13 protein-coding genes are annotated in these 16,132 nt (G+C 49.9%); 8 read left to right on the forward strand and 5 right to left on the reverse strand.

Features of this window, described 5'->3' with window-relative positions; genetic code table 11:
- The first annotated feature begins 10 nt into the window (after positions 1–10).
- Together rimI and ACLO87_RS04500 are read left to right on the forward strand one after the other, a co-directional pair.
- On the forward strand, positions 11–472 hold the full coding sequence (rimI, locus tag ACLO87_RS04495) for a ribosomal protein S18-alanine N-acetyltransferase (protein ID WP_168246894.1): 462 nt from the start codon (positions 11–13) through the stop codon (positions 470–472).
- 2 nt (positions 473–474) lie between these two features.
- Positions 475–1,413 (forward strand): uracil-DNA glycosylase, encoded by a 939-nt coding sequence (locus ACLO87_RS04500; RefSeq protein ID WP_430222893.1) that lies wholly within the window; start codon positions 475–477, stop codon positions 1,411–1,413.
- A gap of 15 nt (positions 1,414–1,428) precedes the next feature.
- Here the strand turns inward: ACLO87_RS04500 and lplT are convergent, their stop codons facing one another.
- Positions 1,429–2,748: a lysophospholipid transporter LplT gene (gene lplT / locus ACLO87_RS04505; RefSeq protein ID WP_430222894.1), complete on the reverse strand. Its 1,320-nt coding sequence runs from the start codon at positions 2,746–2,748 to the stop codon at positions 1,429–1,431.
- A 262-nt stretch (positions 2,749–3,010) separates the two neighbouring features.
- On the opposite strand from lplT, the gene smc reads away from it, so the two are divergent.
- Genes smc through ligA form a run of 3 tightly spaced genes read left to right on the forward strand, consistent with a single transcriptional unit; the run spans position 3,011 to position 9,683 of the window.
- Positions 3,011–6,529 carry a chromosome segregation protein SMC gene (smc, locus tag ACLO87_RS04510; protein ID WP_430222895.1) on the forward strand — a complete coding sequence of 1,173 codons (3,519 nt, stop codon included), beginning with the start codon at positions 3,011–3,013 and terminating at the stop codon, positions 6,527–6,529.
- Positions 6,530–6,567: 38 nt separating this feature from the next.
- Positions 6,568–7,596: a cell division protein ZipA C-terminal FtsZ-binding domain-containing protein gene (locus ACLO87_RS04515; RefSeq protein ID WP_135864477.1), complete on the forward strand. Its 1,029-nt coding sequence runs from the start codon at positions 6,568–6,570 to the stop codon at positions 7,594–7,596.
- Positions 7,593–9,683 carry an NAD-dependent DNA ligase LigA gene (ligA, locus tag ACLO87_RS04520; protein ID WP_430222896.1) on the forward strand — a complete coding sequence of 697 codons (2,091 nt, stop codon included), beginning with the start codon at positions 7,593–7,595 and terminating at the stop codon, positions 9,681–9,683. Before ACLO87_RS04515 ends, ligA begins: the two co-directional genes overlap by 4 nt.
- Positions 9,684–9,747: 64 nt before the next feature.
- On the opposite strand, the gene ACLO87_RS04525 is transcribed toward ligA, so the two are convergent.
- Genes ACLO87_RS04525 through msrB form a run of 4 tightly spaced genes read right to left on the reverse strand, consistent with a single transcriptional unit; the run spans position 9,748 to position 11,783 of the window.
- On the reverse strand, positions 9,748–10,524 hold the full coding sequence (locus ACLO87_RS04525) for a peptidylprolyl isomerase (RefSeq protein WP_430222897.1): 777 nt from the start codon (positions 10,522–10,524) through the stop codon (positions 9,748–9,750).
- A 12-nt stretch (positions 10,525–10,536) separates the two neighbouring features.
- Positions 10,537–10,803: a BolA family protein gene (locus ACLO87_RS04530; protein WP_135864471.1), complete on the reverse strand. Its 267-nt coding sequence runs from the start codon at positions 10,801–10,803 to the stop codon at positions 10,537–10,539.
- 18 nt (positions 10,804–10,821) lie between these two features.
- Complete coding sequence (locus ACLO87_RS04535) at positions 10,822–11,382, reverse strand: septation protein A (protein WP_135864469.1); 561 nt, start codon at positions 11,380–11,382, stop codon at positions 10,822–10,824.
- Positions 11,379–11,783 carry a peptide-methionine (R)-S-oxide reductase MsrB gene (msrB, locus tag ACLO87_RS04540; protein WP_135864467.1) on the reverse strand — a complete coding sequence of 135 codons (405 nt, stop codon included), beginning with the start codon at positions 11,781–11,783 and terminating at the stop codon, positions 11,379–11,381. Before msrB ends, ACLO87_RS04535 begins: the two co-directional genes overlap by 4 nt.
- Positions 11,784–11,960: 177 nt before the next feature.
- On the opposite strand from msrB, the gene ACLO87_RS04545 reads away from it, so the two are divergent.
- The 3 genes from ACLO87_RS04545 to ACLO87_RS04555 all read left to right on the forward strand — a co-directional run bounded on the left by ACLO87_RS04545 (position 11,961) and on the right by ACLO87_RS04555 (position 16,125).
- A complete protein-coding gene (locus ACLO87_RS04545) occupies positions 11,961–13,127 on the forward strand; it encodes an ABC transporter substrate-binding protein (RefSeq protein WP_135864465.1) in 1,167 nt (388 codons plus the stop codon).
- Positions 13,128–13,231: 104 nt separating this feature from the next.
- A complete protein-coding gene (locus ACLO87_RS04550) occupies positions 13,232–14,269 on the forward strand; it encodes a branched-chain amino acid ABC transporter permease (protein WP_135864463.1) in 1,038 nt (345 codons plus the stop codon).
- A 5-nt stretch (positions 14,270–14,274) separates the two neighbouring features.
- Entirely contained in the window at positions 14,275–16,125 is a 1,851-nt protein-coding gene (locus ACLO87_RS04555) for a branched-chain amino acid ABC transporter ATP-binding protein/permease (protein ID WP_430222898.1), read from the forward strand.
- Positions 16,126–16,132: the final 7 nt, after the last annotated feature.

The raw sequence follows: 16,132 nt of genomic DNA on the forward strand, positions 1-16,132 counted from the left end.
GATGCTGAACATGACCCATGCAGTAACCATTCGAGAAATGAAACTGGCAGATGTGGCGGCGGTAGCAGGCATTGAAGCGCAGGTGCAACAGTTCCCTTGGAGTGAAGCAAATTTCCGCGATAGTTATCTAGCCTGTCATGTCATGTTCGTGGCTGAGGTGGATACTACCGTTGTGGGTTTCATGGTCATTATGATGGGGCCTGATGTGGGTGAGCTACTGCTAATAGGTGTAGATCCAGCATGGCAGTCCCAAGGAGTAGGCTCTGCCTTGCTTGAGGCTGGAGAACAGTTGGTGCGTCACAAAGGTCGTGAGGCGCTATTGTTGGAAGTCAGGCGTTCTAACCAACAAGCACAAGTATTTTATGCAGCCCGAGGTTATTGTCAGATAGGTATGCGTAAGAATTACTATCCATTAGATGAGCAGCAGCGCGAAGATGCATTGTTGCTGCAAAAAGATTTGGGCGTAGAGTAGTTATGGACGTTTCGGTTTCACCGCGTGTGGTATTGAACTCAGTGCAACTTGCTTGGCTACAAGAGCTAGGGATGGAACGTACCCACTTGCACCGTTTAGGCGCGAGTATGGAGACCACCCAAGCGGCACCCGCGACAGCGACAACAGCGGTAGTTGCATCTGCATCTACGATAGCTACACCTGCTGCAGAGCAAGCAGCGGTTCGGTCAGAAACAAGTACTCCTTCGGCCCCTGCGCTAGCACCAACACCTCAAACTGAAAGTGGTTTGAAAGCCGCTATACAGGCTTTGCGCCAAGCAGCAGGCATACGTCAAAATACACGTGCTGAGGATGATTCCGCAGCCGTTGTGACGAGTGCGCCTGCTGAAATTCCTAATACTTTTTCTGCTTTGCAAGAAGCTGTGCAGCAGTGTCAGGCGTGTGGCCTTCACCAAATGCGCTCACAAGCTGTATTTGGCAAAGGGGATCCTCAGGCTCGGTGGTTGGTGATTGCTGATGCTCCAGGTGATGTAGACGATAGGCACGGTGTTGCCTTTGATGGTCAGGCTGGCGAGTTGTTGCAAGCCATGCTAGCTAGCGTGGGTCTAGGTGAGGCAGAACACAGTTTCATCACCCATTTGGTGAAATGCCGGCCCTTAAATAACCGTATGCCCGAGGCTGACGAGATTACTGCGTGTAGCCCCTATACGTTGAAACAAATAGAGTTAGTGCAGCCAGCGTTTATGTTGGTGCTAGGGCAAATGGCAGCGAATCAGCTGTTAAACAATAACAGCGATATAGAAGAGCTGCGCGAGAAGGTGCATCACTGGCAATCGCCGCAGGGCAAGGCCATTCCGCTGATTGTGACGTATCACCCTGCTGCGTTATTGCTGCGTCCACAGCATAAAGCGAATGCGTGGCGCGACCTAGCGCTAGTTAAAGCCCTGAATCAACAGGGCTAAAACCTAACGCTATTCTTATTGGCAACGGTGGCGACTGAGTGCGCGACCGTGGCCTTTCTGGCCAATTTGTCGGCGTAGTTGTGGGAACTTGTTATGGTTATAACGGCTCCAGCGAATGAACAGCAGCATCAGACTGGCCACTAGCAAACCAAAGATTACAATAATCACGTTGATAGGCAGGTTCAGCCACAGCATCAAGCTGTAGATAGCCAGCATCAACAAGATGTTTAATTGCTCATTGAAGTTTTGTACAGCAATGGAGTGACCTGCTGATAGCAAGACGTGGCCGCGATGCTGTAGCAAGGCGTTCATTGGCACCACAAAGAAGCCAGACAGGGCACCAATCATTAGTAGCAATGTATAAACAGCCCACGGTGAATAGACCACAGGCATTAACAATACTACCAAGCCCATGACCACGCCCATAGGCAGCACTTTTAACGAGTGACGTAGTGGGATTTGACCTGCACAGACCGCACCAATGACGGTGCCTAGTGCCGCAACACCCATCAAGATAGTGGCTTCGTCAAGGGTGTAGCCCAAATGCTGCGCACCCCATTCAATAACGATTAATTGCAGCGTTGCACCTGCCCCCCAGAACAAGGTGGTGACGGCAAGAGATATCTGGCCCAATTTATCACGCCACAACACTAATACATAAAAACGGAAATCACGCAGCAAAGCGATAGGATTGGTTTTTTGTTTGGGGTATTGAATGTTGGTATTAGGGATCAGTAAATTGCACAGTGCTGCGGCAATATAAATACAGCCAATGACAAGGATCGCAATTTCAGCACGGTTCTGGGCAATTGCAGTGATGCCTGGTAGTTTCTGAAGGTAGTGATATACCTCAGGCGTGATCAGCACACCGCCTAACACTGTACCCACAATAATAGACAAGACGGTGAGCCCTTCAATCCAGCTATTACCCTTAACTAGATCGTGTGGTGGCAGCATTTCAGTCACAATGCCGTACTTGGCAGGGGAGTAAGCGGCAGCGCCAATACCCACTAAGGTGTAGGCAAAGAAAATGGTGAAAAGCTGTGTGGCCGTATCGTTAGAGATGAACTGATAGGCGAACATCAGGGCACAGCCTAAGATTTTTACCGAGTTAGTGATGAACATGACGCGACCTTTGGGGTAGGCGTCCGCAAATGCTCCCACAAAAGCTGCTAGCACTACGTAGGCAAGCGCAAACCACCACTTCATCATAGGAAGCATCCAACTCGGACCTTGCAAGTCAGCAATCAGGGCAAATGCTGCAATCAGCAAGGCGTTGTCGGCAATGGACGACAAGGCTTGTGCGCCCATGACTAGATAAAAACCTCGTTTCAAAATTTTTCCTTATTGGTAGCCTTACTTGCATTGTAAGGCATGCGCTTAGCCCTGTAGGTCATACTAGGCGCGGTATGATGCAAAATTGAAGCCAAAGAGCCAAATCATATATCAGTATCAATATTTTGATGAGTAGAATTTGGCGTGGGCGCTGTGTGCGGTATCATTACGTTTTTGGCTTTTAGCATCACGCGATAATTGGTGAATTTGTGTCAATTCGGTGGTGTTAGTAGCTTTTCGCTAACGCTTGTTTGCTGAACTTGTGCGTTTAACTCAAATAAAACTTGCCGGATTCAAGTCGTTTGTTGACCCTACCGTTATTCCTACTCCTAGCCAGTTAGTAGGGGTGGTAGGGCCAAATGGCTGTGGGAAATCCAATATTATCGACGCCGTACGTTGGGTGTTGGGTGAAACTCGAGCCTCAGAATTGAGGGGCGAGTCTATGCAAGACGTTATTTTTAACGGTAGTGGCAATAGAAAGCCGTCTGCACGAGCCTCAGTAGAGCTGGTCTTCGATAACAGTGAAGGCCGCGTTGGTGGGCAATGGAATACCTACACCGAAATTTCGGTAGGTCGTGTGCTAACACGTGATGGTACTAGTAGTTATTTCATCAATAACCAGCAAGTACGCCGCCGGGATATTCACGATATTTTTCTAGGCACAGGTCTGGGCGCCAGAGGCTACGCCATTATTGGTCAAGGCATGATCAATAGGCTGATTGAGGCCAAACCGGAAGAGCTACGGGTGTATCTAGAAGAGGCGGCCGGTGTGTCACGCTATAAAGAGCGACGCAAAGAAACCGAAAGCCGCTTGTCTGACACGCGTGAGAACTTGACTCGTCTTGATGACATCATGGGCGAGTTAGAGGATCAGCTAGAGCGCTTACACAAACAGGCTGAAGTGGCGATGCACTATAAGTCGCTACAAGAGGAAGGTGAGCTTAAGCAGCACTTATTATGGTTGCAGCGTGAAAGCAGTGCCAAAGATGATCAGCAAAAGAAAAGCGTAGCGATAGAGCAAGCCCAAACCGAAGTAGAGGCAGCCATAGGTGGATTGCGCTCTTTAGAGGCGCAACTGGAGACTTTGCGTCAGTCGCATTTTGATGAGGGCGACGCGGTACACAAAGCGCAAGCGGCTGTGTATGAAGCAGGCACACGGGTTAGCAGTCTAGAGGCCGAAATACGTCACGTGCAAGACACGCGTAACCGTATGCAAAGCCGACGCTCGCAGTTGGGGGCGCAACAACAAGAGTGGCAAGAACAGCAAGAATACTGCGCTGCTGAGTTGGAAGAACTTGCTGCCCAGCAGGAAGAGGCCGCTATACGTGTGGCAGAAGCCGAGGCCGCTACTGAGCATGCACAGGGGTTATTGCCTGAACGCGAAGCGCAACTACAAGAGTTATCGGCAAAGCGTGATGGCTTGCGCCAGCAGCTAGCGCGTATAGAGCAAAGTCAGGCGGTGCGAGCGCAAGCTGCGCAGGATATGCAACGTCAACGCCAACAGCTCTTGCTGCGCAAAGAACGTTTGGAAAAAGAACGTTCAGACCATCAAGGGCCTGACGATCATGCATTGCAGCGCTTGGACGGTGAAAAGCAGTTGCAATCCCAGCAGTTGGCCAGTGCGCAGCAAGCGTTGCAAGAGCAAGAAAGTGTATTGCCTCGCCATGAAGCCGCACGTACTCAGGCACAGCAAACACTGCAGCAACATCAAGCAGAACATGCACGCCTAGAGGCGAGACTAAATGCTTTGGTGCAACTGCAAGAAGATGTGCAACGCCAAGATAAATTAGAGCCGTGGTTAGAAAAGCATGGTTTGGCTAGTGGCAGTCGCCTATGGCAGCAACTAGGTATAGAGCCGGGTTGGGAAACGGCAGTAGAGGCTGTGCTGCGCGATCGCGTAGGTGCTGTTTCAGTGGCTGATCTGAAAGCACTGAAATCGGTACTGAGCTCAGAACCACCTGCCAGAGTAGAGTTTTACAGCTTGCCAGCCCTAGCACCAACAGGAGCAGCACCCACCAACAGTCTATTGGCGAAACTACGTTTGCCTAACCCCGCATTGCAGCAGTTATTGCAGGCATGGCTGGGCCATATAGTGGTGTGCGATAGCTTAGAGCAAGCGTGGGATAAGGTTGCGAATCTAGCGCAAGGTCAGGTGTTGGTATGCCCAGAAGGGCATTTGCTAGATCAATACTCTGTGCGCTTTTATGCACCAGACGATGCGCAAGCCGGGATTTTGGCGCGTCAGCAAGAGATTGTGAATCTGCAAAAGCAACTGCGAGCAAGCCAGTTAGATTTAGAGCAATACAAAGAAAGCGAGCAGAAAGCCCATCAGGGCTGGCAGCAGGTTTCGCAACAGCTACCTAGTTTGCGTTTACGCGTGGGTGAACTTACCGAACGTTTGCACACCGTACAGTTAGAGCATGCCAGATTGCGCCAAGAGGCTGAGCAAAGTAGCGATAGGCTACAACGCTTGTCGCAAGAGCTGCTAGAGCTAGGGCAGTCTGAAGAAGAGTTAATGGCGAGTTTGGAGGATTCCGAACTACAGGCCGAAGAGCTGCAAGCACAACGTGAAGTGTTGCAAGAGCAGTTAGAAGATCAAGAAGAACTGTTGGAACGAGTCAGCACTGAGCTGCAGGAGATTCGTCAGCAGTGGCGTGATAGAGAACATCAAAGCCAAGAGATTCGTCACCAAGAGCGCCTACTACAAGCACGCTATGAAGAGTTGTCTCGTACCCAGCGTTTGGCTAAGGAGCAATTGGAACGTGCGGCGGCAGAGCTCTCTGGCTTGCAGGGCGAACTAACCGTGATGGATGTGGACGCCGCACAAGAAAGCCTGCAAGAGGCATTGATGTTGCGTGCCGAAAGAGAAGAGCATTTATTGGTGGCTCGTACCCGTTTAGAGCATGTGGCAAGTAGCTTGAAAACGGCAGAGTCCGAGCGTGCCAGATTAGAGCAGGTGGTAGAGCCATTACGTCAAAAAGTGACTGAGCTGCAGTTGCAAGAGCAAGCAGCTAGATTATCGGTGGAGCAGTTCACCGAAATGCTGGACGAGCGGAAGGTAGATAGGCAGGCACTGCGTGAATTGCTGCAAGAAAAGCCTGAGCAATGGCATCGTTTGGGCTGGTTACAGTCTGAGGTGCAGCGAGTTTCTAGACAGATAGATGCGTTAGGTGCGGTGAACTTGGCGGCCCTAGAAGAACTAGCAACTGCAAAGGAACGTAAAACCTATCTGGATGGACAGCATGAGGATTTGACACAAGCGATTGAGACGCTGGAAAATGCCATCCGTAAAATTGATAAAGAAATTCGAGAGCTGCTACTTGGCACCTTTAATGTAGTGAACGGACACTTTGGTGAGCTATTCCCTAGATTGTTTGGTGGTGGGGAAGCCAAGCTCATCATGACGGGCGATGAAGTGCTGGACGCTGGTGTGATGGTGATGGCTCAACCGCCAGGTAAACGTAATAGCACGATTCACTTATTGTCTGGTGGTGAGAAAGCGTTAACGGCAACAGCGTTGGTGTTTGCGTTATTTAAGTTGAATCCGGCACCGTTCTGCTTACTAGACGAGGTGGATGCGCCATTGGATGATGCGAATACTGAACGTTATGCGCGTTTGGTGAGCAGCATGAGTGACCAAACGCAGTTTTTATTTATTTCTCACAATAAAATAGCCATGCATATGGCAAAGCAGTTGGTTGGGGTTACCATGCAAGAGCAGGGTGTTTCACGTATCGTGGCCGTAGACGTGGAGTCTGCGATTCAGATGGCTGAAGCGTAACGGGCAGGTTAACGAATTTTTCGGATACGGATAGCGTGATGAGTGATTTACAAATTGGACTGATTTCGGCTGGTGTTCTCATTATTCTTCTTGTACTGGTGTTTAACTGGTGGCAAGACCAGCGCGTCCGTCGCCAGATGCAATCCAAGTTGCCAGAAGCTGAAAGTGATCCGCTGATGGGGCAATTGGGTGGCACGGCTCCAGTGCGTAAAGAACCTACTGTGCGCATTGCAGATAGTCTGAAAAGTTCTCAAGACGATGTGCAAATAGATGAAGTGGATCCTACCTGCGAAGCTGTCATCGACATTAGCTTTAATCATCCTGTGCAAGGCGGCGAATTATCGCAAGTCTTGCAAAGCTGTTTGCGTAACCTTAGTAAGCCCATTCGTTTTTTTGCTATCACCGAAGAGGGTAATCATCACACCCGTTTGGCTGAGTCCGAGCAGTATGTTTCCATGCAGTTGGCGATTTTGTTGGCGAACCGTACCGGGCCGTTGAGTGATATTGAATGGTCTAACTTGTGGTCTGCAGCACAAAACGTAGCACAGCACTTTGATGCCAGTTTGGAAGGGCCTGAACAACATCTAGTGGTACAGCAAGCACAGCAATTAGATGAGTTGTGTGCAGGGTTAGATGCGGTGGTGAGCTTGGTGGTGCGCTTAGAAGGCCCTGTCAATGTACAGCGAGTATTGAATACCTTAGGTGAGGCTGGGTTTTTGAGCTATGGCCGACAAATGGCGTGGCTGGCGGATTCGGGCATTCCCCGTTTTACCGTTTTGTTTGATGGTCAAGCCGTAGAAGATGTGCAGTCTGCAAGCGTGGAGCGGCTGGATTTGGTACTGGATGTGCCAAATAGCCCCATGGACACCCAAGCCTTTAGCCGTATGGCAAGCGTTGGGCGTGATTTGGCAGCCCGTTTGGGTGGCCAATTGCTGGATGAGCAAGGTAGAGTTTTTTCAGAACAGAGTGATCAACAGATTGATGAACAGCTTTACACCATGTATCAGCAATTGGAAGAAGCAGGGTTTGTGGCGGGTGAGTCGCGTACAGCGAGGGTTTTTGCGTGACTAAGCAGCGTCTTGAGAAGTTAAGGCAGGAAATTAACCAGCACAACTATAGATATTACGTGCTGGATGCGCCAAGTGTGACCGATGCAGACTACGACGTATTAATGCGTGAGTTGCAGGCGATTGAAGCAGCACACCCAGAATGGATTTCACCAGACTCTCCCTCACAGCGCGTAGGAGCGGCACCTGCTAATGGTTTTGCTACCGTTAGACATGCTGTGCCCATGCTGTCCCTGGCGAATGCGTTTGATGAAGACGAGCTGACCGCTTTTGATAAGCGTGTCAGCGACACCTTGCAATCGGCTGGGTTGCTGCGCCCTGGTGAGCAGGTGGAATATAACGCCGAATATAAATTTGATGGTTTGGCGGTGAGCCTACGTTACGAAGACGGTGTATTGGTACAAGCCTCTACACGCGGTGACGGAGCCACAGGTGAAGACATCAGCAGCAATATACGTACTATACAGTCCGTACCATTACGCTTATTGGGCAAAGAAGGCAGTTGGCCTGCTGTGCTGGAAGTGCGCGGTGAAGTACTGATGAACAAGGAAGATTTTGAGGTCCTGAATCAAGAGCAACTGCGTAAGCGCGATAAGGTTTTTGTGAACCCTAGAAACGCGGCTGCAGGTAGTTTGCGTCAGTTAGACCCTCGTATTACAGCTCAACGACGTTTGCGTTTTTATGCGTATGGTTGGGGCGAAATCAGTGTGCAAACTCCTAGTCCACAACAAGATTTGTTGTCACAGCTACAGCACGAGTTTGCGGAACCTTATGCCACACAAGCAGAAATGCTGCAGTGGTTGCGCCAATTGGGCTTGCCCGTTAACCGTAATCACGAAGTGGTAAAAGGGGTAAAAGGTTTGTTGGCCTATTACCAGCAAACTGGCGAGCAACGTGCGCACTTACCCTTTGATATCGATGGGGTGGTGTACAAGGTTAACTACTTGGATCAGCAGCGCGTGCTTGGTTTTGTGGCCAGAGCTCCGCGTTTTGCTATCGCGCATAAATTCCCTGCTGAAGAGGCTCAAACCGAAGTTTTGGGTATTGATGTGCAAGTAGGGCGTACGGGGGCGATTACGCCTGTAGCGCGTCTGAAGCCTATCTTTGTGGGCGGTGTGACGGTGACGAATGCCACACTGCATAACGAAGATGAAATCCGTCGTAAAGATGTACGAGTGGGCGATCATGTGGTCATCCGACGTGCGGGTGATGTGATTCCTGAAATTGTGCGCTCACTGATTGAATTGCGTCCTATAGGCACTACAGCTTTTGTGATGCCCAATGAGTGCCCCGTGTGTGGCTCGGCCATTGAGCGTGTAGAAGACGAAGCCATTGCCCGTTGTACTGGCGGTTTGGTGTGTGCGGCTCAACGTAAGCAAACCATTGCCCATGCGGTATCGCGTAAAGCGCTAGACATGGATGGCATTGGTGAGAAGCTCATCGAACAGTTAGTAGACAGCGAGCGTGTGAAAACCCTAGCGGATCTGTACACCTTAAAGCTAGAAGAGTTACTGCTGTTGCCGCGCATGGGGCAGAAGTCAGCAGCGAACGTTATTAAGGCTGTGGATGCGGCTAGAAATCCTGAGCTAGAGCGTTTGCTGTATGCCTTGGGGATTCGACATGTGGGTGAGACAACGGCCCGTGACTTGGCTAAGCATTTTGGGTCCTTGGATCGCATTATGGCAGCCTCGGAAGAAGAGCTATTAGAGGTGTCAGCGGTAGGGCCGGTGGTGGCTGCATCCATTGCTCACTTCTTCTCTGAACCACACAACCGAGAAGCTGTACAAAGCTTGTTGGATGCGGGGGTTAGTGTGCGGTTGCCAGAGGCTCCTACAGAAGGTAGGCAGCGTTCACAAAGTTTAAGTGGTCAAACCTTTGTGCTGACAGGCACGATGCCTACGTGGACACGAGACGAGGCGACTCGCCATATCTTAGGTGCGGGTGGCAAAGTGAGTGGGTCCGTTTCCTCCAAGACGGCGTATGTGGTTGCTGGTGAAGAGGCTGGTAGCAAATTGCGTAAAGCAGAAGAACTAGGCGTAGCGGTATTGGATGAGGACGGCCTTAAAGCCTTACTGGGTATGCAGTAAAAGAGTTAGCCCATAAAAAAAGCTGGCCTAGGCCAGCTTTTTTTATATCCATAACGTGAAAGCATTACTCAACTTTGGCGTCTTTCAGCAAAGACTGTTGGAACTCTTCCAGTTTGGTTTGGCGCATCATTTCCGCGATCTGATCTTTCACGTCGTTCAGCTCAGGGAATGTGATAGGGCGGCTGTCTTCCACCACCAGAATGTGCCAACCGAAATCGGATTGCACTGGTGCGGCGCTCAATTCGCCTTTTTTCTGGCTATCTACAGCGTTAGCAAATGGAGCTACGTAGCTGGACGATGCAGCCCAACCCAAATCGCCACCACGGCTAGCAGAGCCTGGGTCTTTGGAGTACTGTTTAGCGGCATCAGCAAAGTTGGTTTTTTTGGCTTTCAAGTCGGCCAATACTGTTTTTGCTTGATCTTCGCTTTCTAACAAGATATGGCGTACACGATACTCTTGTTTGCCAGCTTCTTGTTTTTTCAAAACTTCGTATTCTGCTGCAACCTGAGCGTCAGTGACAGGGTTTTTCTTCAGGTAGTCAGACATCAAGGCACGAATCATGATGCCTTGTTTAGCCAATTCCATTTCTTGCACAACAGCAGGTTGATTAGCGATGCCAGCCGCTTCAGCTGCTTGAGCCATAATGGTGCGACCAATAATTTCCTGCTTCACTTGCTCACGCAGCTCTGGACTGTCTTGGGCACCTTGCTCAATTAACAGGGCAATGAAGTCGTCCACGGATTTTTGTGGAATGGGCTTGCCATTAACGGTTGCTGCGTTTTGCGCATATACAGGTACAGCCATTGCGCAGGTCAACATAATTGCGGCAAATCGTTTCATGTGAATCCTTTGTTAAGAGTTAGTGCTAGCCTGTATGGATAGCGCATGAATAGGATGAGGCATTAAATCAGTAACTCGATCATACACAAGGCGGTGGCGCGCGAGTGTAGTTAGCCCCGTAAATTTTGGTGAACTTATGATCAGTCTAAAGTGCGAAGCACCGCCCTTAGCGCCTGCATGCCCGGCGTGCAGGTGAGACTCGTCAATGACTTCCAGATGCGTGGCTTCAAGATCAGCCAGACGGCGGGTAAGTTCTTCTATGCGTTCAGTAACGTTCATAACGATCAAATGGCCCTGTTAAACGTGGTCATCGTTGGCTGCTGGCGTTTTGATATGTTTGGACAACCAAATGGATTGGCCAATAGCAAAAACCACCAACAAACCTAATAGCCCAAAGGCTTTAAAACTTACCCACTGCTCTTCAGTAAATTGGCCTGAAAAAGCAATGTAAAGATTCAATGCACCGGATGCAATAAAAAAGAGCACCCAACTGTAATTGAGTTTGTCCCAGATCGCGGTAGGGAGTGAGACTTGTGCGCCCATCAGTTTTTGCATCAGGTTGCGCTGTAAGATCAAACGGCTACCCAATAGTACGCCAGCGAAAATCCAATACAGTACAGTAGGTTTCCATTTGATGAAGGCATCATTTTGAAACAATAAAGTTGCGCCGCCAAAAACCATGATGATCGCCAGATTAATCCAGTGCATGGCTTCAATCGTGCGTTGACGAATTTTCAGCCAAATAATTTGCACCGCGACGGCGGCCATGGTTACACCTGTTGCCACATACAAATCGAACATTCGAAATGCGATGAAAAACAGAATCAGGGGAAACAGGTCAAACAGGAGTTTTTTCATGATAAGTCGGACTCGGGCTCAAAAGTCAAAGCAACCGAATTGATGCAGTAGCGTAGACCAGTGGGGGGAGGGCCATCTGGGAATACGTGTCCCAAATGCGCATCGCAAACATTGCAAAGAATCTCGGTACGTACCATGCCGTGTGAATAATCGGCTTCTTCACGTACGTTCTCGGGATTAATGGCGTCAAAGTAACTAGGCCAACCGCAGCCAGCATCAAATTTTGTGTCGGAAGCAAACAAAGGAGTATGACAACCAACGCAGCGATAAATTCCCGGCGTGGTAGTACTCCAGTACTGACCACTATAAGGGCGCTCTGTGCCGTGTTCGCGCGTCACATAATAAGCTTCTGGAGAAAGTTGAGCACGCCATTGCTCTGGCGTTTTACGTATTTTGTTCACATCGAATACCTTGTGGGAGACTAGCGGCCAAAACTATAGCGCATAGTGTATGCGTAATTGTAGTGTCGTATAAGCTTGCATGGTATTTACTAGGGGATAAATTGTAATGATCACGATATAATCAACCGTTTTTTATATAACAATTCCGTCTAATTTAGTCACGCAAAGGGGGCTGAGATGTCGTATAGAGTATTGCGTCGTGCAATGGTGGCAGGGGCGATTGCCCTAGCATTTCCTTTGGCTGCTTCGGCTCAAGTTAAGGTAGGCGTTACTGTATCTTCTACAGGTCCAGCAGCATCGCTGGGTATTCCTGAGCGCGATACCGTGAGCTTGTTGCCTACTGAAGTAGCAGGTGAAAAAGTTGTGTACGTGGTGCTGGATGATGCCACTGACACTACGCAGGCAGTACGTAATACCCGTAAATTGGTAACGGAAGACAACGTGGATGTGGTGCTGGGTACCTCAGCCACACCAGGTTCGTTGGCCATGATTGACGTGGTAGCAGAAAACCAAGTGCCGATGATCAGTGTGGCCGCTAACGCCAGCATCATTGAACCCATGGAAGGTGCTCGTAAATGGGTATTTAAAACCCCGCAAAACGACTTGTTGATGGCCGAAGGTTTGGCTGCCACCATGGAAAAACAAGGTGTTAAAACCTTGGGCTTTATTGGCTTTAACGATGCGTACGGTGATGGTTGGTTAGATGTAATGCGTAAAGCAGCTGAGGCCAAAGGCATTTCAGTAGTATCGGCTGAGCGTTACAACCGCAATGACACCAGTGTGACAGGTCAAATCCTGAAACTGCTGGCAAGCAAACCTGATGCTGTGCTGATTGGTGCTGCTGGTACTCCCGTAGCGTTGCCTCAGCGTGAGTTGAAAAACCGTGGCTTTGCTGGCCAGATTTATCACACCCACGGTTCTGCTAACAACGACGTATTGCGCGTATGTGGCCGTGACTGTGAAGGCATCATTTTGCCAAGTGGCCCGCTATTAGTAGTGGACCAGTTGCCTGATGATCACCCAGCAAAAGTTTCTGCTAAAGCCTACCAGACCGTTTACGAAGGTAAATATGGTGCAGGCACCACAAACACCTTTGGTGGTCACATGTGGGATGCAGGGCAATTGGTAGTAGCTGCTATTCCTGTTGCGCTGGAAAGCGGTGCTAAGCCCGGTACAGTAGAGTTCCGCCAAGCGTTGCGTGATGCAATCGAAGCGGTTACAGACTTGTCCGCCTCTCAAGGTGTTTTCAACATGACAGAAACAGACCACTCAGGTTTGGATGAGCGTGCTCGCGTCATGGTGAAAGTGGTTGATGGCAAATGGACTTACCAGCCTGATCTGTAATAACAATACAGATTTGTAGGCTTCTGAACTAACGGCAGGGGCGTATGCTCCTGCCGTTTTGGTGTAGTTATGATTGAAAATTCCTGTACTAATGGTGTAAGGCTATGGACAGCACGATAGTTCTGATTTTATTGCAGGACGGGCTGCTTAACGGTGCGATTTACGCATTGTTGGGGTTGGCGTTGGTTCTGGTCTTTACCGTAACCCGCGTTATTTTTATCCCACAGGGCGAGTTCGTCACCTATGGGGCCTTAACGTTGGCCTTCATTATTAATGGGCGGGAGCCTGGCACACTGAAGCTGCTATTGATAGCCGGCGTGCTGGTGTTTTTGCTAGAACTGTTTAGTGCAATACGCAATAAAACCTTTGAAGGTTTTTGGCGCACTATAGCGTGGACATTGGTACTACCTGTTGCGCTGTATTTGGTGAGCCCTTATATAGTGGGTGGCACTATTCCGTTGTGGTTGTCTGTGTTGTATTCCTTGGCCATTGTGGTGCCTTTAGGGCCTATGCTGCACCGTTTGGTGTATCAGCGTTTGTCCGAGTCCAGCGTATTGGTGCTGCTGATTACATCGGTAGCCGTGCACTTTGCGTTAACCGGGCTGGGTCTGGTGTTCTTTGGTGCAGAAGGGTGGCGTACTCCGGCGTTTTTGGAAGGCCAAGTGATGCTGGGTGATATGAGCTGGTCAGCACAAACCATCTTCGTATTGTTGTCATGCGCAGTACTGATTACTGGGCTATGGATTTTCTTCGGTCGTACTCTGTATGGCCGTGCACTGCGTGCAACCGCAGTAAACCGTCGTGGTGCTCGCTTGGTGGGTATTAGTACCATCATGGCTGGCCGCTTGAGTTTTGGTTTGGCTGCAGCCATTGGTGCGTTCTCGGGCATGTTGATTGCACCAGTGACCACCATTTATTACGACACTGGTTTCTTGATCGGTCTAAAAGGCTTTGTGGCCGCTATTGTTGGGGGCTTGGGAAGCTATCCTCTGACAGCCATAGGTGCGATTTTCGTTGGTGTGCTGGAAGCGTTCGCCTCTTTCTGGGCCAGTGCCTATAAGGAAGTGATCGTGTTCACCCTGATTATCCCTGTGCTGTTGTGGCGTTCCTTTAGTTCGCGTGGTGTAGAGGATGAGGATTAAGCATCATGAATAGAGTGTTATTAGCTGTCGTGGTGCTGTTGTTGGCCGTGTTCCCGTTGATAGGGGCTGTGCCACCATTCTGGGTCACGCAAATGAATTACATAGGCCTAAGCAGTTTGGTTGTATTGGGTCTGTTGTTGTTGACTGGTGTGGGCGGGTTGACCTCATTTGGGCAAGCTGCGTTCGTGGGGATTGGTGCTTACACTACCGCATACATGACTGCCCGCTTGGGCTTGTCGCCCTGGGTGAGCTTGTGGGTAGCCATTGCGCTGACCCTAGCATTCTCTGCATTGATCGGCATGATCACGCTGCGTTTGTCGGGCCACTATTTACCTTTGGGCACTATTGCTTGGTCACTGTCGTTGTACTACCTGTTTGGTAATTTGAGCTTCTTGGGTCAGCACGATGGTATTTCTGGCATTCAGCCGTTAAGCCTGTTTGGAATAAGCCTGGGGGCAGATAGGCATATCTACTATCTGATCTGGGTGATTTTGCTGTTGGCATTGTGGCTTACTCATAACCTGTTGTACTCCCGTCCAGGTCGTGCAATTCGTGCATTGCGTCATGGTAAACACATGGCGGAGTCTTTTGGCGTGAACATGCCAGCGTACAAAACCATTATCTTTGTATACGCCGCAGTGTTGGCATGTATCTCGGGTTGGTTGTATGCACACTTCCAGCGTGCGGTTAGCCCTAGCCCCTTTGGTTTGAACTACAGCATTGAATACCTGTTTATGGCTGTGGTTGGGGGAGCAGGTAGCGTGTGGGGAGCTGTGTTGGGCTCCACCGTGATTTTGACGCTAAAAGATCAGATTCAGAACTGGTTGCCTAAGTTCTTTGCTATGGATACCAACTTCGAGTTGATCGTATTTGGTCTCTTGATGATCTTCGTGTTGCAGTACGCTACAGGCGGCCTTTGGCCGTACCTGTCTGCAGCATGGCAACGTATTACCGGCACACGTAATAAAGCACAGGTAGTGGCTGATGTGCAGAACGCTTTGCAACGTCAGGCAGAGCCTTTGCCGCAACGTGCTAAACCGGAGCGTGGTTCTCTGGTACTGGAAGTGGATAAAGCACGTAAACAGTTTGGTGGTTTGGTAGCGGTAAACGATATCAGCTTCAAACTCAAAGCGGGCGAGATCATGGGGTTGATTGGCCCTAACGGTGCGGGTAAAAGTACGACTTTTAACCTGATCAGTGGCGTGTTGCCGCTGAGCGGTGGTGTGGTACGTTTTGCTGGCAAAGCCATAGAAAAACTGCGTGCTAGAGATATCGCTAGGTTGGGTATGGCTAGGACCTTCCAACACGTGCAGCTGATCCCTGATATGACCGTGCTAGAAAACGTAGCACTGGGTGCTCACTTGCGTCGTCGTGTGGGTATTTTGTCTGCCTTGTTGCATTGGGACAGACGCAGTGAAGCAGAGCTACTACACGATGCTAAGAAACAGTTGATTCGTGTGGGCTTGGGTGACTACCTGTACGAAGAGGCTGGTAACTTGGCGTTGGGCCAACAGCGTATTCTGGAAATCGCTCGTGCATTGGCCGCCGACCCAGTATTGCTGTTGCTAGATGAGCCAGCAGCCGGTTTGCGCTATCTGGAAAAGCAAGAGTTAGCACGTGTGTTGTCGCAACTGCGCGATGAAGGCATGAGTATCCTGCTGGTAGAGCACGATATGGACTTCGTCATGCGTTTAACCGATCACCTAGTGGTAATGGATTTCGGTACACGTATTGCCGAGGGTACCCCTCAAGAAGTGCAGCAGAGCCCTGCGGTATTGCAAGCTTACTTGGGTGGCTTGGATGAAGACCTAGACTTGGATGACGAGTCCCAGCAAAACAACGGGGAGGGCGTGTAATGACCGC

The sequence above is a fragment of the Paenalcaligenes sp. Me52 genome (genome assembly GCF_050487965.1).
Classification (GTDB): Bacteria; Pseudomonadota; Gammaproteobacteria; order Burkholderiales; family Burkholderiaceae_B; genus Paenalcaligenes.

Excerpts from the sequence above, each read along its gene's own strand:
- rimI (WP_168246894.1), top strand. The coding sequence starts at position 11 with ATGACCCATGCAGTAACCATTCGAGAAATGAAACTGGCAGATGTGGCG.
- ACLO87_RS04500 (WP_430222893.1), top strand. The coding sequence starts at position 475 with ATGGACGTTTCGGTTTCACCGCGTGTGGTATTGAACTCAGTGCAACTT.
- ACLO87_RS04515 (WP_135864477.1), top strand. The coding sequence starts at position 6,568 with ATGAGTGATTTACAAATTGGACTGATTTCGGCTGGTGTTCTCATTATT.
- ACLO87_RS04525 (WP_430222897.1), bottom strand. The coding sequence starts at position 10,524 with ATGAAACGATTTGCCGCAATTATGTTGACCTGCGCAATGGCTGTACCT.
- ACLO87_RS04530 (WP_135864471.1), bottom strand. The coding sequence starts at position 10,803 with ATGAACGTTACTGAACGCATAGAAGAACTTACCCGCCGTCTGGCTGAT.
- ACLO87_RS04535 (WP_135864469.1), bottom strand. The coding sequence starts at position 11,382 with ATGAAAAAACTCCTGTTTGACCTGTTTCCCCTGATTCTGTTTTTCATC.
- ACLO87_RS04545 (WP_135864465.1), top strand. The coding sequence starts at position 11,961 with ATGTCGTATAGAGTATTGCGTCGTGCAATGGTGGCAGGGGCGATTGCC.
- ACLO87_RS04550 (WP_135864463.1), top strand. The coding sequence starts at position 13,232 with ATGGACAGCACGATAGTTCTGATTTTATTGCAGGACGGGCTGCTTAAC.
- ACLO87_RS04555 (WP_430222898.1), top strand. The coding sequence starts at position 14,275 with ATGAATAGAGTGTTATTAGCTGTCGTGGTGCTGTTGTTGGCCGTGTTC.